Here is a 19,374-nt window from a genome sequence, read left to right as displayed (position 1 = left end):
ACCGGTCGTCTAGTAACTGATGAAATAAAAACGCCTGTTATACCGCAGGCGCCGCAATAATCTGTTTGGCGTGGGCAAGGGCGCTTTCCAGCGGCCTTGCGCTACGCGTAATTTTGGCCTGCAGGTTGGCCCCGAGCCACAGGGAATACAGCATCTGCGACAGGGTCATGGCCTCGCCGTCAAACGCCAGACTGCCTTCCTGACGTCCTTTCTCCAGCGCGTCGCCCAGCAGGGCGATAATCTGACTGGCACCATGGTCCATGGCGGTACGCATATCTTCCGACAGGTCGCAAACCTCTGCCGACAACTTGACGGTAAGACAGCCGCTAATAATCCCCTGCTGGCAGAACTGATTCAGCGTGTGCTGATAATAAGCCAGCAGGCGGTCACGATAGTTGCCGTCGCCATGATCGAAGTGGTCGACCAGGCGCTGCAGATATCCGGTGTAGTGATGTTCGAGCAGCGCGACGCCGAAGGCTTCTTTAGAGCGGAAGTAATGGTAGAAAGAGCCCTTAGGCACTTCCGCCGTCTTCAGAAGTTCGCTCAAGCCCATTCCGGTAAAACCGCGATGCATGCAGAGCTGCTCGCCGGTGACCAGGATATGTTCTCGGGTATCGCATTCGCTGTGTCTGTTCATGGAGCACACTGTAGTAGACCGATTGGTCTAATGCAAGCGTCGGCGGAAAAATGTTAGCTGGCGCAGCACGTAGTGAACAAAATTTGCGTCGGCGCGGGGAAACGTCTTCAATGAAAGGAGACGAGGGGACAGGAGACGTGTGGTGGCAGAGCAGTTAGAGTTTTTTCCGGTGCAGAGCCCGTGCCGGGGAATATGTCAGACCGACGAGCGCGGCTACTGTCGCGGCTGTTTCCGCAGCCGTGAGGAACGTTTTAACTGGCAAACGATGAGCGATGCGCAGAAACAGGAGGTGTTGCGTCTCTGCCGCCAACGGCTGCTGCGCAAAATACGCGCGAACAAGCCGGAACCGGCGGAAGAACCGCAGCAACCCTCACTGTTTTAAACCAAAAAGTACGTATACTCAGTACACTTTTTTATTGAGGAAGCGGTTATGGTTCAGCGTATTGCTATGGCTCCCCAGGGGCCGGAATTTTCGCGTTTTGTGATGGGCTACTGGCGTCTGATGGACTGGAAAATGTCGCCAGGCGAGCTGGTCAGCTTTATTGAACAGCATCTCGATTTAGGCGTAACCACTGTCGATCACGCCGATATCTATGGCGATTATCAGTGTGAGGCTGCCTTTGGCGAAGCGCTGAAGCTGGCGCCGCATCTGCGTAATCGCATGGAAATTGTCAGCAAATGCGGCATCGCCACCCGGGCGCGGGCTGAAAACACCATCGGCCACTATATCACCGACCGCGACCACATCGTGCTGAGCGCTGAGCAATCGCTGCGTAATCTGGCGACGGACCATCTCGATCTGCTGCTGATCCATCGGCCGGATCCGCTAATGAATGCCGATGAAGTGGCTGAGGCGTTCCTCGCGCTGCATCACAGCGGAAAAGTGCGCCACTTTGGCGTATCTAACTTTACCCCAGCCCAGTTCACTCTTCTGCAGTCGCGCCTGCCGTTTACCCTGGCCACCAATCAGGTCGAAATCTCGCCGGTGCATCAGCCGCTGCTGCTCGACGGCACGCTCGATCAGCTGCAGCAGCTGCGTATTCGTCCGATGGCGTGGTCCTGCCTTGGCGGCGGACGCCTGTTCAATGAAGAGGGCTTCCAGCCGCTGCGCGATGAGCTGGCGCAGGTAGCGCATGAGCTCAATGCCGACAGCATCGAGCAGGTGGTCTACGCCTGGATATTGCGTCTGCCCTCGCAGCCGCTGCCGATTATCGGCTCGGGCAAAATCGAACGCGTGCGTTCCGCGATCGTGGCCGAAAAACTTAGCATGACCCGTCAGCAGTGGTTCCGTATCCGCAAAGCCGCGCTCGGTTACGACGTACCGTAACGGGCATTTCGCCTCCGGAAAGACGTTCCTGGTTTACACTTAACAGGGAGACAGCCATCCGGAGGTGTTATGCAACGATGTATTCTCGCGATCTTATCCCTCGCATTTTGCGCTGGCGCACAGGCCGTCAGTGAAGATGTTCAACTTAATCTCGTGACCCCCCAGGGCGTCGGGCAGTCCATCGGCAGTGTAAAAATCACCGAAACCGACCGCGGCCTCGAGTTCGCCCCCGAACTGCGGGCATTGCCGCCGGGCAAGCACGGCTTTCATATTCATGCCGAAGGCAGCTGCCAGCCGGCGATGAAAGAGGGCAAAGCGGTGGCCGCCGGGGCGGCGGGCGGACATTATGACCCGCAACATACCGGGAAACACGAAGGGCCGCTGGGCACCGGGCATCTTGGCGATTTGCCTCTGCTGGTGGTCAACGACGCGGGCGTGGCCGACCAGCCAATTATTGCCCCACGTCTGAAAACGCTGGATGAGGTGAAGGGGAAAGCGCTGATGGTCCACGTGGGCGGGGATAATATGGCCGACAACCCGCAGCCGCTGGGCGGCGGCGGCGAGCGGTTTGCCTGCGGGGTGATTAAGTAGTCTTTTCGCCAATCGTGCCGGCGATCGGGGCCTGTTCCAGCTGTGACAGGGCGCAATACAGTCGCCAGATTGCGGCGGCCAGCTCCCGGGCCGCTGGCTGATGATGGTGGTTCAGGACGTCGCAGATCCGCAGCAGCTCCTGCAGGGTGGAGGCCAGCGGGCGCTGCTGCACGCCGCGCTCGCTCATCACATCGCGCAGCAAATTGATGCACAGGTCGCGCACCTGGGCGAGGGGATCGGAGCGGGTTTCCCATTCCCGAAGCTGCCAGACGACGTGCGAGCAGTTGAGCAGCACCACCCCCCAACGTAGTAGCCAGCGCCGTGCCAGGGCATCTTTACTCTGACTGAGCTGGCTGACATGGTGGTACACCAGCGATTCAAATTCATGTTCGCTGTGCTGGGGATGTCGGCTGAGCTGATCGACAAAGTGACGCCGTAACGCTCTGATATGGCGTCGCCCTTTGCGGGCATCCGATCCCGGACTGAGCACCGCAAAAGCCAGCCAGGCAAAGCCCACGCCGACAATCTTGCTTAAGTTATCATTGAAAAAAGCCGCATAGTCGTACACCGGCGGATTGGTGACGGAGATAAACGAGCCCATAAACACGATAAGCTGTCCCCACAGGCCGGCATATTTGGGCCACTGTAGCTTGAGCAACTGCATGGTGGTCAGCAGCGGGAACAGAAATAGCAGAAACTGCCACAGGTCGGTTATCTGCACCATCAGGCCGAACTTCACCACAAAACTGAACAGCGACAGCAGCACCAGGGTCTGCATTAGCAGCGTCAGCGATCGAAACGGCGAAGCCGAGACCGAATAGAGCACGCAGCAGATGGAGGCCAGGGTCAGGGCAGCCGCGCAGCTGGTCCACTGGGTGCTGATCCCCCATGCGCCAATCGCCACCAGCGCGCAAAAAGTACGGATGCCATTGAGCAAGGCCTCTGCCTGGTCGGTGTGGCGGGCCAGGGCTGGCGCCGAAGGTACGTTGAACTCGGCGATCGCCGACGCATTCTCTACCCGGCGGATCCAGCGACTGCTTTCCAGATAAATGCGACAGAAATAGCGCAGTCGCGCCCAAAAGGCGATATGACGGTAATCGGCATCCGGCATCCGGCGGCGGCGCCAGAGGCGCCAGAATGCGGGCGACATGATAGCTGTCAGCATGGGGAGCAGCGAGTTCAGCAAGCAGCGACTCCAGCACCTGACGAGTGTTCGCCGGCGCGTCCGGCCAGTTCAGCAACATACGTCGCAGACTGGAAATGACGCTGGTCATTCGGAGCTGCTGATGCAGCAGGTAGTTCAGCAGGGGATTCTGCCGACGGAAGCGGTAGTGACTCCAGAAGGCCTGGATGCGCAGCAGGTTCATGGTGAGGATCTGACCAATCACGCTTTCGTGAGCGGTGCGGATGGCATCCGTCGTCTCCGGCACCCACAGCAGGCTGGCGTGCTCCAGCAGCCGGGCGTGCATGGTTTTCAGGGCCGTCAGCAGGTTGCTGCCGTCGGAGGTGCTGGGCAGGATCATCATCATGAGTCCGCCGCAGAGGATCCCAACGATGACTTCGCAGACGCGCGACTGAGCGATCACCCAAAGTTCGTAGCTGTCGCTGATGTTAATCACCGGAAACGCGATGATGGCGCAGGTATAGCCGGCAAGCTGAAAGGCGTAGGCCACGTTGTTGGTGAACAGCGCGCAGGCCCAGGTGCACAGCGCCAGCCAGCCGGAAATACTGAACAGAAACAGCCAGGGATCGTTCAGCGTATGGCCCGCCAGCAGCAGGGCGGCGCAGGCGCCGAGCAGGCTGCCGGCGATGCGGCCAAAGCTTTTACTGATCACGCCGCCGACGGTGGGAAAGCTGACCACTGCCGCGGAGGTCATCGCCCAGTACGGCTCATCGAGATCCAGCGCGTAGGCGATGCTTAACGCGAGACACATAGCGATGCCGTTACGCAACGCGTATCGCCACTGTGGACGGGTGGCTTTAACCCAGGGCAGTGTGCGCCACGACAGGGCCTGCAGATTCATTACTGCCCGCCGATCGAGACAGTGCAGGTGGTGCCGGAGACCAGAGTGACGTCCGCCGGTAGCGTATCAAAGGCAATCCGCACCGGAACGCGCTGCGCGAGACGCACCCAGGGGATATTCGGTTTGATGTTGGCCACCAGCCCGGTTCCCTGTTCCACGCTCTGATCGACAATTGCCCGGCCGATGCTGGCGACATGCCCGTGCAGCGTCTGCTGATTACTGTAGAGAATAATCTGCGCCGGATCGCCGATGCGGATATGACGCAGTTTAGTCTCTTCAAAGTAGCCCAGCACGTAAAACGAGTGGCTGTCTACCAGAGCAAAGACCGGGTGGCCGGTAGTGGCGTAATCGCCGACGCGGGTGGAGAGGTTGGTCACCCAGCCGTCCACTGGCGCTTTGACCGTTGTTTGGCTTAGCTGCCATTGCGCATGTTTCAGCATCGCTTCGCTGACGCCCAGTCCCGCTCTGGCGGCCGCCAGGTTGGTGGTGGCCGTATTCAGCGCGGTGTTGACGTTCTCAAGATCTTCAGCCGAGATCGCATTCTGCGACAGGTTGCGACGACGACGTGCCTCGCTGGCGGCCTTCGTTTGCTCAGCCTGCGCTTTCGCCACCTCGGCTTGCGCTTTCGCCTGCTGCGCCTGGGCGTTCAGCACGGCGATACGGTAGGGGGTGTCGTCGATAGTGAACAGAACATCCCCGGCGTTGACCCGTTGGTTGTCCGTCACGTTCAACTGCAGAATGCTACCGGAGACCTGAGGGGTGATCCCGACCTGCTCTGCACGCACTTTGCCGTCGCGGGTCCAGGGGGACTGGGTGTAGAAATTCCATAACAGCCATGCGGCGATCAGGGCGATGGCCGCAACCAACAGCGTTGACAGATATTTTAGTTTTTTCATAGCAAGGAGATCACCAGGCAATCAGTAACACCAGGGCCAGACAGACCGAGAGCGCGAACAGCGAGAGATCCATCAGCAGGGGATGCCAGATGTCGCCGGCATACATCCAGTCACGCAGCTGACGATGTAAAAACAACCAGATAAAAAAACCTAATAAGACGGCTTTGAACAGCGGAGGGAAATAGACGGACGCGCCGAACACCAGGTCCTGCAGCGGCAATCCGGATGTGTTAAGACTCAGTTTCACAAGCAAAAATCCTTTGCCATTACAGGGGTAACCTCAGAGCGTGCTACGCTATAACAGTGTAAATCATTGTTTTGGTTTTTGTTGAATCAAGTAATTCATTTGTTTTGATAATTCAAATGCTGCACACTATTCTAAAATCAGTATAATAACTTAGCAAGCTAATTATAAGGAGATGAAATTGGAATCGCCACTTGGTTCTGATCTGGCACGTTTAGTCCGCGTTTGGCGCGCGCTAATCGACCATCGCCTGAAACCTCTGGAGTTAACGCAGACTCACTGGGTCACGCTGCATAACATCCACCAGCTGCCGCCTGAGCAGTCGCAGATCCAGCTGGCGAAAGCCATCGGCATTGAACAGCCGTCGCTGGTGCGCACGCTCGATCAGCTGGAGGAGAAAGGGCTTATTTCTCGCCAGACCTGTTCAAGCGACCGGCGGGCCAAACGCATCAAGCTCACTGAAAAAGCTGAACCGTTGATCAATGAGATGGAAGAGGTGATAGGCAAGACCCGCGATGAAATCCTGTCGGGGGTGTCAAAGCAGGAAGTGGAAACGTTGCTCCACTTAATTCGTAAACTTGAACAAAATATCCTCGATCTCCAGGCAAAAGATTAATTTTTTAGCGGCCCGGGTTGCCCCGGGCCGTTTTTTTTAGTCGCCAGGGTGACGCCAGACCACCACCCTATTACGCCCGCTGTTTTTCGCTTCATACATAGCCGCATCTGCGCGCTCGACGCACGTTTCTGCGCTCACGCTTCTATCGCGCGTCGTATACAACCCCATACTGATGGTCATTCGCTCCGGCAGAGGGTGTTGCTCAGCGTTGACGGCCAAGCGGATACGCTCGGCGATCGCCAGGGCGTCTTTCTCGGCGGTGTTGACCAGCAGCAGGGCAAACTCCTCACCGCCAATGCGGGCAGCAGCGTCATCCGCGCGCGAATGGTTCTCCAGTACCGAGGCGGCAAACTGGATCACCTTGTCGCCGGCGACGTGGCCATAGTTATCATTGATGCGTTTGAAATGATCGAGGTCACTGATAATCACTGACAGCGGATGCTGGGGGTTTACCTTCGCCAGCTGCTGGTTCAGGGTGTCGTAGAAGAAGCTGCGGTTATAAAGCCGGGTCAACGGGTCGCGAATCGAGTTCTGGTACGAGTTGACATACTTATGGTTAGACTCACGGTAGAGCATAAAGACGTCGACCAGCAGCACCAGAATCAGGAACAGGGTACAAAGCGTTTCGAAAAAACGCGCCTGGTACCAGGTCTGATCGAGGTCCCCGGCGGTGGAGACTAGCTGGAAGAGGGTGTAAAGATAAGCGCTGCAAAAAAAAGCGCCGCTAAACCAGAAAATATTGCGTAATTTACTCAGGCTAATTAATAAAATAAGCGTGATAAACCAGATAGCCATCAGCAGCCAGCCGATAATACTTTGCCACAGTGGCGTGAAGGTATGGCTAAGATCGTCGATAAAATTGACGCTCAGCCACGGCGAGTGGCTGGAGTACACCCACGATAAAAAAATAATTGTTAATGTAAAAACGATACATGCCGCGAATGTAATTATGTGTGCTTTCAGCGAGTGCATGATGCGCTGGCGGAAGTAATACAAAACAATAGATGACATGAATAATACAGCCATCATTATATTGCGAAAGAAATAATAGATAACGGCGTCATTTTGATTAATGACCGGGGTCGTGCTGCAGGTAAGCCAGTCCGGATAGCTGCTGAGGGTGCCCAGCATCAGCAGCGCTGAACAGGCAAAGCCGAAAGCAACAGGTGTAAGGTACAGGCGGCGCTTGCTGCTCCAGTATTTCATGCCCATAAAACAGGCAATAGTAATATGAAAGACCATCAGAAAGCTGGTCAGTAGAGGAAATAATATTGATGAGGTAGTGCTGAAACTGGTATGAAAAAAAGCGGTCACTCCGGCAATGCCGAACCCGGCCAGTAAGCAAATAAAAACATATATAATAAAACGTTTAGCAACATGATTGACATGTTTGAGCATAGGCAAGATCCCAGAGAGAAAAGCAACAGCGACGTTCAGTCGACAAAGTATTATGACAATCTGAGAGTAGTGGGGGCGGTGAGATAAGATATTGCGCAGGCGCAATGATTGATGAACTACTTGAATATAATATATCTGATTGCTAATACGAATCTATTACGGTGGAATAACCGCGGCTGAAAAATACGATGCGGCGCAACGGGCCGCATCGCAAGGGGGGGTTATCGAGGAGAAACGGTGACCTGGCTGCCGCTGCCGGCAATGGCGACGCGCTGACCCACAGAGAACGGCGTGCTGCCCTGTTTCTGCACCACCAGAATGGTGTTGCCATCATCCTTACGGATTTCCAGTTCTACGCCCTGGGTTTTGTTCATTGCACCCTGAACGCCCTGGCCTGCGACGCCGCCCGCGACAGCGCCAGCCGCGGTGGCAAGAGAGCGTCCGGTACCGCCGCCGATGGTGTTGCCGAGGAACCCGCCGAGCACAGCACCGCCAATGGCGCCGATGGCATTGCTGTCGTCGCCGCTCTGGATCTGCACGGCGCGCGTATGCACAATCGTACCGTAAGTTACGCTCTGCACCTGTTTGGCTTCAGATGCGGAATAAACGTCGCCGGACAGGCCGCTGCTGCTCACGCAGCCTGCGAGCGTAAAACCAATCATCGATACAGCCAAAACACGTAAAATCATTTATGAATCTCCTGTTCACCGAAGGTGTTCAATTGAACGTCCATACGGTTAATTATATGGCATTTAGTCGCCGGCGGGCATAGCTTCCGCCCTGACTATACAAAAAATAATAATTAATGATGCTTCAACCTAAACTAAACGCCGGTTCTTTACGGTGTTCTCTGAAATGTCGCTCTATTGTTAAAAAGTATTATAACAACATAGCATTAGCGGGCGCTTTATGGTGGAGTGAGGCGTATACGAGGGTCATGGAATGAAGGAAAAACGTATGAGATCGGGTCGCTTTATTGGCGTTATGTCCGGTACCAGCCTTGATGGTATCGATGTCGTATTGGCCGCCATCAACGAAAACATCGTGGCGCAGCAGGCCAGTCTCACCTGGCCCATACCACACCCAATAAAAGAAGAGATCCTCGCGATTTGCCAGGGCCAGTCGTTGACCCTCTCACAACTGGGGCGTCTGGACACTCGTCTGGGGCGGCTGTTTGCCGATGCCGTACTGGCGCTGATGCGCCAGGAAAATCTCAAGCCCACCGACGTTATCGCTATCGGCTGCCATGGACAGACCGTATGGCATGAACCGCAAGGCGACGCGCCGCACACGCTGCAAATCGGCGACAACAACCAGATCGCCGCGCATACCGGAGTCACGGTGGTGGGGGATTTTCGCCGGCGTGATATGGCGCTTGGCGGGCAGGGGGCGCCGTTGGTCCCGGCATTTCATCATGCGCTGCTGGCGCATCCCATTGAACGGCGGATGGTGCTGAATATCGGTGGCATCGCCAACGTGTCGCTGCTGGTGCCGGGGCAGCCGGTGCGCGGCTATGATACCGGGCCGGGAAATATGTTGCTGGACGCCTGGATCTGGCGTCAGCAGGGTAAACCGTATGATAAGGATGCCCAGTGGGCCAGCGAAGGTAAAGTGCTGCTGCCGCTGCTGCAGGACATGCTGAGCGATCCGTGGTTTGCTTTACCGGCGCCGAAAAGCACCGGTCGTGAATATTTCAATTACGGTTGGCTGGAAAAACATCTGGCCCGTTATTCGGGACTGCGTGGGCAGGATGTGCAGGCCACGCTGGCGGAATTAACCGCTGTGACCATCAGTGAGCAGGTATTGTTAAGCGGCGGCTGCGAGCGTTTGTTAGTGTGCGGCGGCGGCGCGCGTAACCCCTTGTTAATGGCGCGCCTGGCGGCACTGCTGCCGGGAACCGAAGTCTCCACCACCGATGAGGCGGGGATCAGCGGCGATGATATGGAGGCGCTGGCCTTTGCCTGGCTGGCCTGGCGCACGCTGGCTGGGCTGCCGGGTAATCTTCCCTCAGTGACCGGCGCCAGCGAAGCCACGGTGCTGGGCGCCATTTTCCCGGCTAACCCGCCGCAGAATCGGAGTTAACTGAAATCTTAAACACGGCGCGACCGGTAAACTGGACAAGTTAAGCGGAGGGCGGAGTGCCCTCCGTGACCGGGAAAGTCGAAGGCAAACGAATGAAAAAAATTCTTATCGCAGTTGTACCTTTTATGCTGGCGGGCTGTAGCTACTACAACCAGTTTGTCGAGCGGATGCAGACGGACACGCTGGAGTATCAATGCGACCAGAAACCGTTAACGGTCCATCGCAATAACACCCGCCAACAGGTGAGTTTTATCTATGATAATCAGCAACTGAACCTGGCTGAGGGGCTGTCGGCTTCGGGGGCGCGCTACACCGACGGCGTCTACGTCTTCTGGTCGAAGGGCGATACCGCTACCGTCTATAAACGCGATCGCATCATCCTCGATAACTGTCAGCTGCAGACGGCCAAACGTTGAGATTTCTGTCGGGGGGGCGCACAATAACGCCACCTTATGACTACATCCTCAATGGCCATGTCTGATAACGACGAACTCCAGCAAATCGCGCACTTGCGCCGTGAATATACCCGTGGCGGTTTGCGTCGCCACGATCTTCCTGCTGAACCCCTGCCGCTGTTTGAACGCTGGCTGCGTCAGGCCTGTGACGCGAAACTCGCAGACCCGACCGCGATGGTGGTTGCTACCGTTGATGAGCGCGGCCAACCTTACCAGCGTATTGTGCTGCTGAAGCATTACGATGAAAAAGGGCTGGTGTTTTATACCAACCTTGGCAGCCGCAAAGCCCATCAGATTGAAAAAAATCCCCAGGTGAGCCTGCTGTTTCCGTGGCATATGCTGGAGCGCCAGGTGATGGTGTTCGGCAAAGCGGAGCGCTTGTCGACGCTGGAGGTGGTCAAATATTTCCACAGCCGTCCGCGCGATAGCCAAATCGGCGCCTGGGTCTCCCAGCAGTCCAGTCGCATTTCCGCCCGCGGGATCCTGGAGAGCAAATTCCTCGAGCTGAAGCAGAAATTCCAGCAGGGGGAAGTGCCGCTGCCGAGTTTCTGGGGCGGATTCCGCGTCAGCGTCGAGCAGATGGAGTTCTGGCAGGGGGGCGAACATCGGCTGCATGACCGCTTTTTATACCAGCGTGATAATGGCGCCTGGAAAATAGACCGCCTGGCACCGTAAACGCCGAAATTAGTTATCGAAGCGCTGGCGCTGAAAGGGCCGGCGCTTTATTCTATGTACTTTTCGCATCTGGCGAAAAGTCGTGTACCGGCAGAGGTGCAGTCGTTTATACATGGAGAATTTGATGGCAAGCAGTAACTTGATTAAACAATTGCAAGAGCGGGGGCTAGTAGCCCAGGTGACGGACGAGGAAGCGTTAGCAGAGCGACTGGCGCAAGGCCCGATCGCGCTCTATTGCGGCTTCGATCCTACCGCTGACAGCTTGCATTTGGGGCATCTTGTTCCATTGTTATGCCTGAAACGCTTCCAGCAGGCAGGTCATAAACCTGTAGCGCTGGTGGGCGGCGCAACCGGTCTGATTGGCGACCCAAGCTTTAAAGCCGCTGAGCGTAAGCTAAATACCGAGGATACCGTGCAGGAGTGGGTGGATAAAATCCGCAAACAGGTGGCCCCGTTCCTTGATTTTGACTGTGGCGACAACTCGGCGATCGCGGCGAACAACTATGACTGGTTTGGCAGCATGAACGTGCTGACCTTCCTGCGCGATATCGGCAAACACTTCTCTGTTAACCAGATGATCAACAAAGAAGCGGTGAAGCAGCGTCTGAATCGTGACGATCAGGGTATCTCCTTTACCGAGTTCTCCTACAACCTGCTGCAAGGGTACGACTTTGCCTGCCTGAACAAGCTGCACGGCGTAGCGCTGCAGATCGGCGGCTCCGACCAGTGGGGCAACATCACCTCCGGTATCGATCTGACCCGTCGCCTGCACCAGAACCAGGTGTTTGGCCTGACGGTTCCGCTGATCACCAAAGCAGACGGCACCAAATTCGGTAAAACCGAAGGCGGCGCCGTGTGGCTGGATCCGAAGAAAACCAGTCCGTACAAATTCTACCAGTTCTGGATCAACACCGCGGATGCTGATGTCTATCGCTTCCTCAAGTTCTTCACCTTTATGGACATGGCGGAGATCAATGCTCTGGAAGAAGAAGACAAAAACAGCGGTAAAGCGCCGCGCGCCCAGTACGTGCTGGCTGAGCAGGTGACGCGCCTGGTCCACGGCGAAGAAGGCCTGGAAGCGGCGAAGCGCATTACCGAAAGCCTGTTCAACGGTAACCTGAGCGACCTGAGCGAAGCAGATTTCGAACAACTGGCGCAGGATGGCGTGCCGATGATCGAAATGGAAAAAGGTGCCGATCTCCTGCAGGCGCTGGTGGATTCCGAGCTGCAGCCGTCCCGCGGTCAGGCGCGTAAAACCGTTGCCTCGAACGCGGTGACCATCAACGGTGAAAAACAGGCCGACCCGGAATATGTATTCAGCGACAGCGACCGTCTGTTCGGCCGCTACACCTTACTGCGTCGCGGTAAAAAGAATTACTGCCTGGTCTGCTGGAAATAAAAAATAAAACCAGGGCGTGGGAAACCACGCCCTTTTTCTTTTTAGGGTTGTGGTAAGAAAATGAAGAACATCCTCGCCATTCAGTCTCACGTTGTGTTTGGCCACGCCGGCAACAGTGCCGCCGAGTTTCCGATGCGCCGTCTGGGCGCCAATGTCTGGCCCCTGAATACCGTTCAGTTCTCCAACCATACGCAATACGGTAAATGGACCGGTTGCGTGATGCCGCCTTCGCACCTGACGGAGATCGTCCAGGGCATTGCCGACATCGACAAGCTGCAGACCTGCGATGCGGTACTGAGCGGCTATCTCGGTTCCGCTGAACAGGGCGAGCATATCCTCGGTATCGTGCGTCAGGTGAAAGCGGCCAATCCGGCGGCGAAGTACTTTTGTGACCCGGTGATGGGCCATCCGGAGAAAGGGTGCATCGTCGCGCCCGGCGTGGCGGAATTCCACGTGCGTTATGCGCTGCCGGCCAGCGATATTATTGCGCCGAATCTGGTTGAGCTGGAGATCCTGTGCGGTCATCCGGTCACCAGCGTCAGCGAGGCGGTAGCTGCTGCGCGGGAGCTGATTGCCCAGGGGCCGGAGGTGGTGTTGGTTAAGCATCTTTCCCGCGCTGGTCTGAGCATGGATCGTTTTGAGATGCTGCTGGTGACGGCCGAAGAAGCCTGGCATATCAGTCGGCCGCTGGTGGATTTTGGCCTGCGTCAGCCGGTTGGCGTCGGCGATGTGACCAGTGGACTGCTGCTGGTGAAACTGCTGCAGGGTGCCAGCCTGCGCGATGCGCTTGAGCACGTTACCGCCGCGGTGTACGAGATCATGCTCACCACCAAAAACATGCAAGAGTATGAACTGCAGGTGGTGGCGGCGCAGGATCGCATTGCCGTACCGGATCACTGCTTCAGCGCCACCCGGCTGTAACTCCCCGGGCCTGCCCGACGGTCCGCCGGGCAGGTTCAGGCCTTATTTTAAGCCTTCAGCCGCCAGTGCGGCCGCCACCGCCGGACGCGCTGCCACCTGCGCCATCCAGCTGTCGATATGACCATAGGCAGCCATATCCAGTTTTATGCCATAGCCCCAGCGCAGCACGGTGAACAGATAGCCATCGGCGATAGTAAAGCGATGGCCGGTCAGCCACTGTTTATCTTCCAGCGACTCATCAACATACTGCAGTTTCTTCTCGAGCAACGCCCGCGCGACAGGCTTATAGTCTTCCGGGGTATCCGGGCGGAACAGCGGGGTAAAGCCTTTATGCAGCTCGGTGGCCACGTAATTCAGCCACTCCAGGGTCTGGTAGCGGGCAATGGAGCCCACTGGCGCCAGCAGATGGCGGTCCGGCACCTGATCGGCGATGTACTGCATAATAGCCACGCCCTCAGTGAGCAGGATGTCATCATCCAGCAGCAACGCCGGCACCTGACCTTTCGGGTTGATCAGCAGATAATCATCCCCGTTTTCCAGCCGTTTTTTGGCCAGGTCCACGCTCTGCAACGTGAAATCCAGGCCGCTTTCGCGCAGGGCGATATGCGAGGCCAGGGAACAGGCGCCGGGTTTGTAGAACAGTTTCATGCGTAACTCCTCGTGGCTGCAGTTTTCTGTATGTTAGTCCCGCCAGGGGTAAAAAAAAAGCCGCTAACCTAACGTTAGCGGCTTAAAAATAATTGGTTTTCCCTGCGGCGTCAGGCTGCCGCGGTTTCGCGTGCTTTCAGGTCCGCGCTGTCGTCCTGAGTCATACGGTTCAGCTTCGGCGCCGTGAGCAGCATCAGGGCGGCGATAACCGCGGTGACGATACCAATCTGCAGGAACACGTGGCCGTACACTTCCAGCGACACCAGCGGATCGGTGACGTTTTCCGGCACCGCCATCAGGTTGGCGATTTTCCCGGCGATGATCGCCGCGCCGGCGGTAGTGAGGAACCAGCTGCCCATAATGAAGCCCATCAGACGCTGCGGAACCAGCTGAGCGACCATCGCCAGGCCGAGGCCGGAAATCATCAGCTCACCAATAGACTGCAGCGCGTAGCTCAGAATGAGCCAGTTAACCGAGACGATGCCGGCGTCGCTGGCGAACTTCGCCCCTAAAGGCAGGACGAGGAACGCGCCGGAGCACAGTACCATGCCGATAGCGAACTTGTGCGGCATCGGCAGGCGGTCGCCCATCTTGTTATAAATGGCTGCCAGAATAGGGCTACCAATCATGATCCAGAACGGGTTCAGCGCCTGATACTGTTCCGGCTCGAAGGCGAGACCGAGGATCGAGTGCTCAACGTTACGAATCGCGAAGAAGTTCAGAGAGGTTGGCATCTGGCTGTACAGCACGAAGAAGACAATCGCTTCTACCATCAGCAGGAAGGCGACGATCATTTTACGACGCGCGGCACCTTTCAGACCGATGGTTTCTTTGGCGAAAATCACGACGATACCCAGTGCGACGACGCCCAGCACCATACGTGCGATGCCCTGATTGTGCAGCAGCCAGGTGGCGATGGCGACCAGCACCACCACGCCAGCGATGGTCGCCAGCAGTTTGCCCATGTGTACCGGGGCAAAGTCCGGTTTCGAACCGTACTGTTTTACCCATTTCTGGCAGAAGGCAAAGTTAATAATCGTGATCACCATCCCCACCACGCTGAGGGCAAACGCCACGCTCCAGCCGAAGCGAGCGGCCAGCCACGGGGTTGCCAGCATCGAGAAGAACGAACCGATGTTGATGGACATGTAGTACATGGTGAATGCACCGTCCAGACGGGGATCGTTTTTGTCATAGCAGGTAGAAAGCAGGGAGGACGGGTTGGCTTTGAACAGACCGTTACCGACGGCGATGGTCGCCATACCCATATAGACGATGGCAGCATCATGGCCGGACCAGGCCACCAGCGCATAGCCGATGGCCAGCACGATAGCGCCCAGCATGATGACACGTTTGGTGCCCAGCACTTTATCGCCCAGCCAGCCGCCAATAGCAACCAGACCATAGACCAGCGCGCTAAAGGAGGAGAACAGAGTAATGGAATCCGCTTCCGACATACCCAGCTGTTTTACCAGGTAAACGGCCATGATCCCTTGCAGGCCGTAATAACCAAAACGCTCCCATAACTCGATCGAGAAAATGAGATAGAACGCGCGTGGTTGTTTGAAAGCGTTCAGACTCACGCTTTCTGCTGGTTTATTGTTTGCAGTAGACACATATACCTCTTTTTTTACATCCCATATTTACTGGGGGGTGTTCGGGGCGCAATCTCGTTGGACCGCCGCCTTTATAGTTATTTTGGGAGGGAAAACGGCAGGTAATGTTCACTATCCTGGCGCATCAGGCAAGGCCTTTGTAATAAACTGTTACACATAATGTGGGTGGCATAATGCTCCGGACATATGAATGTTATCCAGAGTTAAATTTCACCGTTTCGTTATGATTGCTATTTTTATCTTTTTCATCAGTCTGATTTCGTTAAAAAGGCGATATATTCTACTGATTGACCTCATGAGTAGTGATATGGTCCATTATCCTAAAAATTAATGGTCTATTATCCTGGTAATCTTTGCTCAATCGTTGTATTGCCTGACATTTGTTTTCATTTTCACAACATGTAATCAACATAAAGTTGCGAGCATGATCTCGATCACAAATGTATAGAAATTTTGCATCGAGAAAAAATGAAAGCACTGATTGTTCGTTATATAGCCGGATTATTACCCATCATAAGAGACATTTTCTGGTGTTAACGGCGGGTTAAATGCACAAATTTGAGCCATAACTCAGGGTTAAGTTATGGCTCAGAAGAAGGGATCAGGCGTAGACTTTCTCTTTAAATTCGCAGAGGTCTTCAATCAGGCAGGAGCCGCAGCGCGGTTTGCGGGCAATGCAGGTATAACGTCCATGCAGGATCAACCAGTGATGACAGTCGACCTTAAACTCGGCGGGGACCACCTTCAGAAGCTTCTCTTCCACCTGCTCAACGTTCTTGCCAGGGGCGAATTGCGTCCGATTGCAGACGCGGAAGATGTGCGTGTCCACGGCGATGGTCGGCCAGCCAAAGGCGGTATTTAGTACCACGTTGGCGGTTTTACGGCCCACGCCGGGCAGCGCCTCCAGCGCCGCTCTGTCTTCCGGCACCTCGCCGTTGTGCTGCTCCAGCAGGATGCGGCAGGTTTTGATGACGTTTTCCGCTTTGCTGTTAAACAGGCCGATAGTCTTGATATACGATTTCACCCCATCCACCCCCAGCGCCAGCATCGCTGCGGGCGTATTGGCCACCGGATAGAGTTTGGCTGTCGCTTTGTTGACGCTGACATCGGTGGCCTGCGCAGAAAGCAGAACGGCAATCAGCAACTCGAACGGCGAACTGAAATGCAGTTCGGTAGTGGGATGGGGATCGTTTTCCCGTAGCCTGGTGAGGATCGCCAGGCGTTTGGCTTTGTTCATGTTACGCTTTCCCTGTCACGTCAGACGGGGCGACAGAAACGGCCCGGGCCGCTTGCGCCTTCCGCTGCTTGCTACGTTCATCGATGAGGTATTTTACCGCCAGCATCATGCCGAGGCCAATAAAGGCGCCTGGCGGCAGCATAGCCAGCAGGAAGGGGGTATCCGTATGGAAAACCTCGATGCGCAGCACCTTTGCCCAACTACCAAGCAGGCTGTCGGCGCCGTCAAACAGGGTGCCATTGCCAAGGATCTCGCGCAGGGAGCCCAACACAAACATCGCGCAGGTGGCGCCCATGCCGATAGAAAAGCCATCCAGTGCCGACAGCGCCGGCCCTTTTTTGGCGGCAAAGGCTTCGGCGCGGCCGACCACGATGCAGTTGGTCACAATAAGCGGGATGAAAATCCCCAGCGACTGATAGAGGCCGAAGGCATAGGCGTTGATCAGCATCTGCACGACGCTCACCACCGAGGCGATGATCATCACGTAGATGGGGATCCGGATCTCCGCCGGCGTCCAGCGGCGCAGGCTGGAGATGGTCAGGTTGGTTAAGGTTAGCACCAGGGTGGTCGCCAGACCCAGCCCGAGGGCGTTGGTGGCGGTCGAGGTGACCGCCAGCAGAGGGCACATCCCTAACAGCTGAACCAGGGCGGAGTTATTTTTCCACAGGCCCTGGACGATGACGTCTTTAACTTCGCTCATGGTCATTCTCCACAGGCGGTGAATTCAGGAAGTTGCGCAGGCAGCGTTTGTGCATACAGCCCTGCGCGCTTAACGGCATTGACCACCGCCCGGGGGGTGATGGTGGCGCCGGTGAACTGATCAAAATCGCCGCCATCTTTTTTGACCGCCCAATGGCTGTCGCCCTGACCGTGGATGACTTTCCCGGCAAAATGGGTGATCCAGTCCGACAGGCGAAGCTCGATTTTATCGCCCAGGCCCGGCGTTTCATGATGCTCGGTCACGCGGGTGCCGAGGACCGTGCCGCTAAAATCGGCAGCAACCAACAGCTGTATTGCCCCGGAATAGCCATCTGGCGCGGTGGCTTCCATCACCGCGCCGATCGGCTGGTCGTTATTTTTGGCTATCCACACTTTATGCTGGCCTTTGCCCAGCGCCGGGGCGCTGACCAGATAGCAGCTCTTGAGCAGATCGTTATTATAGCGGTCGGCGGGTAAGACCTGATCAAATAACGCTTTCTGCTGCAGGGCCGCCTGCTGATCGATAGTGCTTTTCGTCAGTTCATTGATCGCCGCCGTCAGCCCGGTGGATCCGGCGGCAAACAGCGCCAGCGTGACGCCGTGTTTTCGCATCGTTTTTAACATCATCGCTCTCTCAACGGTGGCCGTACACGCGCGGGCGCGTGTAATAATCGATCAGCGGCACGGTAATATTCGCCAGCAGAACGGCAAATGCCACGCCATCCGGGTAACCGCCGAAGCTGCGAATAAGCCACACCAGCAGGCCGGCGAGGGCGCCGAAGATCAGGCGGCCGCGGTTGGTTGTTGAAGCCGTCACCGGGTCGGTCAGAATAAAGAAAGCACCGAGCATGGTGGCGCCAGAGAACAAATGCATCTGCGGCGACGCCAGGCTTTGCGGCGAGAATAACCAGCCGAGGGTGGCACACAGCCCAAGGCTAACGAGAAAGCTGACCGGAATATGCCAGCGGATCGCTTTCTGCCACAGCAGGAACAGACCGCCCGCCAGCCAGGCGATATTCACCCACTGCCAGCCGAGGCCCGCCAGTACGCCACCGTAAACCGGCAATTGCAGCACCTGCTGGACGCTATGCCCGGCATGCAGAGAGGTTTTAAAGGTATCCAGCGGGGTGGCCTGGCTGATGCCGTCGATACCCAGTCGCAGGCTGGCCATGTCGCCCCCGGCGGCGGTATGCCCGGTGAAGATCATCTGCAGCACATCGCTGAACGCCGGAACCTGGGCGGCAATTTCATATGAAGGCAGCCAGGAGGTCATCTGTACCGGGAATGAAATCAACAGCACGACGTAGCCGATCATCGCCGGGTTGAAGGGGTTATGGCCTAATCCACCGTACAGCTGCTTGGCGATCACCACGGCAAAGGCAGTGCCGAGCACCACCATCCACCAGGGGGCCAGCGGTGGAATACTCACCGCCAGCAACAGGCCAGTGAGCAGGGCGGAGTTGTCCTTCAGGGTCGCCACAATATGCTGTTTGCGCAGTTTGAGAATAGCGGCTTCCGTTGCCCAGGCCGTCAATGCGGCGAGGACAATCTGCAGTACGGTACCCCAGCCGAAAAACCAGGTCTGGACCACAATGCCAGGCACGGCGGCGAGCAGCACCAGCAGCATAATACGCGAGGTCTGCCGCTGGTTATGGGTATAGGGGGAGCTTGCGATTCTGAAAACCATTTATTCCTCGTTAACTGCCTGCTGTGTTGCTTTACGCGCCTGAACGCGGGCGATCGCCGCGGCGACGGCCGCTTTGCGTGGGTCGTCATTGGCTGCGGCTGACGCGAGATCCGGTTGTGCGGCCTGCTGTTCGGCTTTGCGCGCTTTGGCGCGGGCGATGGCGGCTTCCACCGCGGCTTTACGCGGGTCGACCGGCTCGGCTACCGGGGCTTCCACCGGCGC

21 protein-coding genes and 1 pseudogene are annotated in these 19,374 nt (G+C 56.6%); 9 read left to right on the top strand and 13 right to left on the bottom strand.

Annotated elements, in window-relative coordinates:
- Nucleotides 1-37: 37 nt before the first annotated feature.
- Entirely contained in the window at nt 38-637 is a 600-nt protein-coding gene (locus A1WC_RS11465) for a TetR/AcrR family transcriptional regulator (RefSeq protein ID WP_016161203.1), read from the bottom strand.
- A gap of 139 nt (nt 638-776) precedes the next feature.
- Here A1WC_RS11465 and A1WC_RS11470 point away from each other — a divergent pair, with 139 nt between their 5' ends.
- The 3 genes from A1WC_RS11470 to sodC all read left to right on the top strand — a co-directional run bounded on the left by A1WC_RS11470 (nt 777) and on the right by sodC (nt 2,555).
- Nucleotides 777-1,019 carry a DUF1289 domain-containing protein gene (locus A1WC_RS11470; RefSeq protein WP_008804626.1) on the top strand — a complete coding sequence of 81 codons (243 nt, stop codon included), beginning with the start codon at nt 777-779 and terminating at the stop codon, nt 1,017-1,019.
- A gap of 48 nt (nt 1,020-1,067) precedes the next feature.
- Complete coding sequence (locus A1WC_RS11475) at nt 1,068-1,964, top strand: aldo/keto reductase (protein ID WP_008804627.1); 897 nt, start codon at nt 1,068-1,070, stop codon at nt 1,962-1,964.
- A gap of 69 nt (nt 1,965-2,033) precedes the next feature.
- Nucleotides 2,034-2,555, top strand: a complete 522-nt coding sequence (gene sodC, locus A1WC_RS11480) for a superoxide dismutase [Cu-Zn] SodC (protein WP_008804628.1) — start codon at nt 2,034-2,036, stop codon at nt 2,553-2,555.
- On the opposite strand, the pseudogene A1WC_RS0125170 reads toward sodC, so the two are convergent.
- The 3 genes and pseudogenes from A1WC_RS0125170 to A1WC_RS11490 form a co-directional block, all read right to left on the bottom strand.
- A pseudogene (locus A1WC_RS0125170) lies at nt 2,548-4,579 on the bottom strand (FUSC family protein). The gene sodC and the pseudogene A1WC_RS0125170 overlap by 8 nt on opposite strands.
- Nucleotides 4,579-5,475, bottom strand: coding sequence for an HlyD family secretion protein (locus A1WC_RS11485; RefSeq protein ID WP_016161200.1), 897 nt, complete (start codon nt 5,473-5,475; stop codon nt 4,579-4,581). The pseudogene A1WC_RS0125170 and the gene A1WC_RS11485 overlap by 1 nt, the downstream one beginning before the upstream one ends.
- A gap of 10 nt (nt 5,476-5,485) precedes the next feature.
- Nucleotides 5,486-5,722: a DUF1656 domain-containing protein gene (locus tag A1WC_RS11490; protein WP_004143834.1), complete on the bottom strand. Its 237-nt coding sequence runs from the start codon at nt 5,720-5,722 to the stop codon at nt 5,486-5,488.
- Nucleotides 5,723-5,894: 172 nt separating this feature from the next.
- Between A1WC_RS11490 and slyA the strand changes: the two genes are divergently transcribed.
- Entirely contained in the window at nt 5,895-6,335 is a 441-nt protein-coding gene (gene slyA, locus A1WC_RS11495) for a transcriptional regulator SlyA (RefSeq protein WP_008804631.1), read from the top strand.
- A gap of 36 nt (nt 6,336-6,371) precedes the next feature.
- On the opposite strand, the gene A1WC_RS11500 is transcribed toward slyA, so the two are convergent.
- Both A1WC_RS11500 and slyB read right to left on the bottom strand, forming a co-directional pair.
- The gene (locus A1WC_RS11500; protein WP_016161199.1) at nt 6,372-7,733 is read right to left on the bottom strand and encodes a GGDEF domain-containing protein; all 1,362 of its coding nucleotides are present in this window, start codon (nt 7,731-7,733) and stop codon (nt 6,372-6,374) included.
- A 221-nt stretch (nt 7,734-7,954) separates the two neighbouring features.
- Complete coding sequence (slyB, locus tag A1WC_RS11505) at nt 7,955-8,422, bottom strand: outer membrane lipoprotein SlyB (RefSeq protein ID WP_008804633.1); 468 nt, start codon at nt 8,420-8,422, stop codon at nt 7,955-7,957.
- A 268-nt stretch (nt 8,423-8,690) separates the two neighbouring features.
- On the opposite strand from slyB, the gene anmK reads away from it, so the two are divergent.
- The 5 genes from anmK to pdxY all read left to right on the top strand — a co-directional run bounded on the left by anmK (nt 8,691) and on the right by pdxY (nt 13,265).
- A complete protein-coding gene (anmK, locus tag A1WC_RS11510) occupies nt 8,691-9,815 on the top strand; it encodes an anhydro-N-acetylmuramic acid kinase (protein ID WP_008804634.1) in 1,125 nt (374 codons plus the stop codon).
- Between the two features lie 92 nt (nt 9,816-9,907).
- Nucleotides 9,908-10,231, top strand: a complete 324-nt coding sequence (gene mliC / locus A1WC_RS11515) for a C-type lysozyme inhibitor (RefSeq protein ID WP_032691200.1) — start codon at nt 9,908-9,910, stop codon at nt 10,229-10,231.
- Nucleotides 10,232-10,288: 57 nt separating this feature from the next.
- Nucleotides 10,289-10,945: a pyridoxamine 5'-phosphate oxidase gene (pdxH, locus tag A1WC_RS11520; RefSeq protein ID WP_032691199.1), complete on the top strand. Its 657-nt coding sequence runs from the start codon at nt 10,289-10,291 to the stop codon at nt 10,943-10,945.
- A 124-nt stretch (nt 10,946-11,069) separates the two neighbouring features.
- Nucleotides 11,070-12,344, top strand: coding sequence for a tyrosine--tRNA ligase (gene tyrS, locus A1WC_RS11525; protein ID WP_012968045.1), 1,275 nt, complete (start codon nt 11,070-11,072; stop codon nt 12,342-12,344).
- 60 nt (nt 12,345-12,404) lie between these two features.
- Entirely contained in the window at nt 12,405-13,265 is an 861-nt protein-coding gene (gene pdxY / locus A1WC_RS11530; RefSeq protein ID WP_016161196.1) for a pyridoxal kinase PdxY, read from the top strand.
- A gap of 42 nt (nt 13,266-13,307) precedes the next feature.
- Here the strand turns inward: pdxY and gstA are convergent, their stop codons facing one another.
- From gstA to A1WC_RS28315, 7 genes are all read right to left on the bottom strand, one after another.
- Nucleotides 13,308-13,913 carry a glutathione transferase GstA gene (gstA, locus tag A1WC_RS11535; RefSeq protein WP_016161195.1) on the bottom strand — a complete coding sequence of 202 codons (606 nt, stop codon included), beginning with the start codon at nt 13,911-13,913 and terminating at the stop codon, nt 13,308-13,310.
- Between the two features lie 110 nt (nt 13,914-14,023).
- Nucleotides 14,024-15,529, bottom strand: a complete 1,506-nt coding sequence (gene dtpA / locus A1WC_RS11540) for a dipeptide/tripeptide permease DtpA (RefSeq protein WP_012968048.1) — start codon at nt 15,527-15,529, stop codon at nt 14,024-14,026.
- 601 nt (nt 15,530-16,130) lie between these two features.
- Nucleotides 16,131-16,766 carry an endonuclease III gene (gene nth, locus A1WC_RS11545; protein ID WP_008804641.1) on the bottom strand — a complete coding sequence of 212 codons (636 nt, stop codon included), beginning with the start codon at nt 16,764-16,766 and terminating at the stop codon, nt 16,131-16,133.
- A 1-nt stretch (nt 16,767) separates the two neighbouring features.
- Nucleotides 16,768-17,466: an electron transport complex subunit E gene (locus tag A1WC_RS11550; RefSeq protein ID WP_008804642.1), complete on the bottom strand. Its 699-nt coding sequence runs from the start codon at nt 17,464-17,466 to the stop codon at nt 16,768-16,770.
- A gap of 2 nt (nt 17,467-17,468) precedes the next feature.
- The gene (gene rsxG, locus A1WC_RS11555) at nt 17,469-18,089 is read right to left on the bottom strand and encodes an electron transport complex subunit RsxG (RefSeq protein ID WP_032691405.1); all 621 of its coding nucleotides are present in this window, start codon (nt 18,087-18,089) and stop codon (nt 17,469-17,471) included.
- A 10-nt stretch (nt 18,090-18,099) separates the two neighbouring features.
- Nucleotides 18,100-19,152, bottom strand: coding sequence for an electron transport complex subunit RsxD (rsxD, locus tag A1WC_RS11560; RefSeq protein ID WP_012968049.1), 1,053 nt, complete (start codon nt 19,150-19,152; stop codon nt 18,100-18,102).
- Nucleotides 19,153-19,374 (bottom strand): hypothetical protein (locus tag A1WC_RS28315; RefSeq protein WP_016161194.1); only part of this gene is annotated, 222 nt, incomplete at its 5' end.

Origin of the sequence: Klebsiella sp. KTE92, assembly GCF_000398905.1 — a bacterium.
Lineage (GTDB): Bacteria > Pseudomonadota > Gammaproteobacteria > Enterobacterales > Enterobacteriaceae > Klebsiella > Klebsiella variicola.
Note: the sequence above shows the minus strand (reverse complement) of the source record. Positions and strands in the feature narration are given on the sequence as shown.

Bases quoted from the DNA above. Each gene is read 5' to 3' on its own strand.
- A1WC_RS11465 (WP_016161203.1), bottom strand. From the start codon at position 637: ATGAACAGACACAGCGAATGCGATACCCGAGAACATATCCTGGTCACC.
- A1WC_RS11475 (WP_008804627.1), top strand. From the start codon at position 1,068: ATGGTTCAGCGTATTGCTATGGCTCCCCAGGGGCCGGAATTTTCGCGT.
- sodC (WP_008804628.1), top strand. From the start codon at position 2,034: ATGCAACGATGTATTCTCGCGATCTTATCCCTCGCATTTTGCGCTGGC.
- A1WC_RS11485 (WP_016161200.1), bottom strand. From the start codon at position 5,475: ATGAAAAAACTAAAATATCTGTCAACGCTGTTGGTTGCGGCCATCGCC.
- slyA (WP_008804631.1), top strand. From the start codon at position 5,895: ATGAAATTGGAATCGCCACTTGGTTCTGATCTGGCACGTTTAGTCCGC.
- A1WC_RS11500 (WP_016161199.1), bottom strand. From the start codon at position 7,733: ATGCTCAAACATGTCAATCATGTTGCTAAACGTTTTATTATATATGTT.
- slyB (WP_008804633.1), bottom strand. From the start codon at position 8,422: ATGATTTTACGTGTTTTGGCTGTATCGATGATTGGTTTTACGCTCGCA.
- anmK (WP_008804634.1), top strand. From the start codon at position 8,691: ATGAGATCGGGTCGCTTTATTGGCGTTATGTCCGGTACCAGCCTTGAT.
- mliC (WP_032691200.1), top strand. From the start codon at position 9,908: ATGAAAAAAATTCTTATCGCAGTTGTACCTTTTATGCTGGCGGGCTGT.
- pdxH (WP_032691199.1), top strand. From the start codon at position 10,289: ATGTCTGATAACGACGAACTCCAGCAAATCGCGCACTTGCGCCGTGAA.
- tyrS (WP_012968045.1), top strand. From the start codon at position 11,070: ATGGCAAGCAGTAACTTGATTAAACAATTGCAAGAGCGGGGGCTAGTA.
- pdxY (WP_016161196.1), top strand. From the start codon at position 12,405: ATGAAGAACATCCTCGCCATTCAGTCTCACGTTGTGTTTGGCCACGCC.
- gstA (WP_016161195.1), bottom strand. From the start codon at position 13,913: ATGAAACTGTTCTACAAACCCGGCGCCTGTTCCCTGGCCTCGCATATC.
- nth (WP_008804641.1), bottom strand. From the start codon at position 16,766: ATGAACAAAGCCAAACGCCTGGCGATCCTCACCAGGCTACGGGAAAAC.
- A1WC_RS11550 (WP_008804642.1), bottom strand. From the start codon at position 17,466: ATGAGCGAAGTTAAAGACGTCATCGTCCAGGGCCTGTGGAAAAATAAC.
- rsxG (WP_032691405.1), bottom strand. From the start codon at position 18,089: ATGTTAAAAACGATGCGAAAACACGGCGTCACGCTGGCGCTGTTTGCC.
- rsxD (WP_012968049.1), bottom strand. From the start codon at position 19,152: ATGGTTTTCAGAATCGCAAGCTCCCCCTATACCCATAACCAGCGGCAG.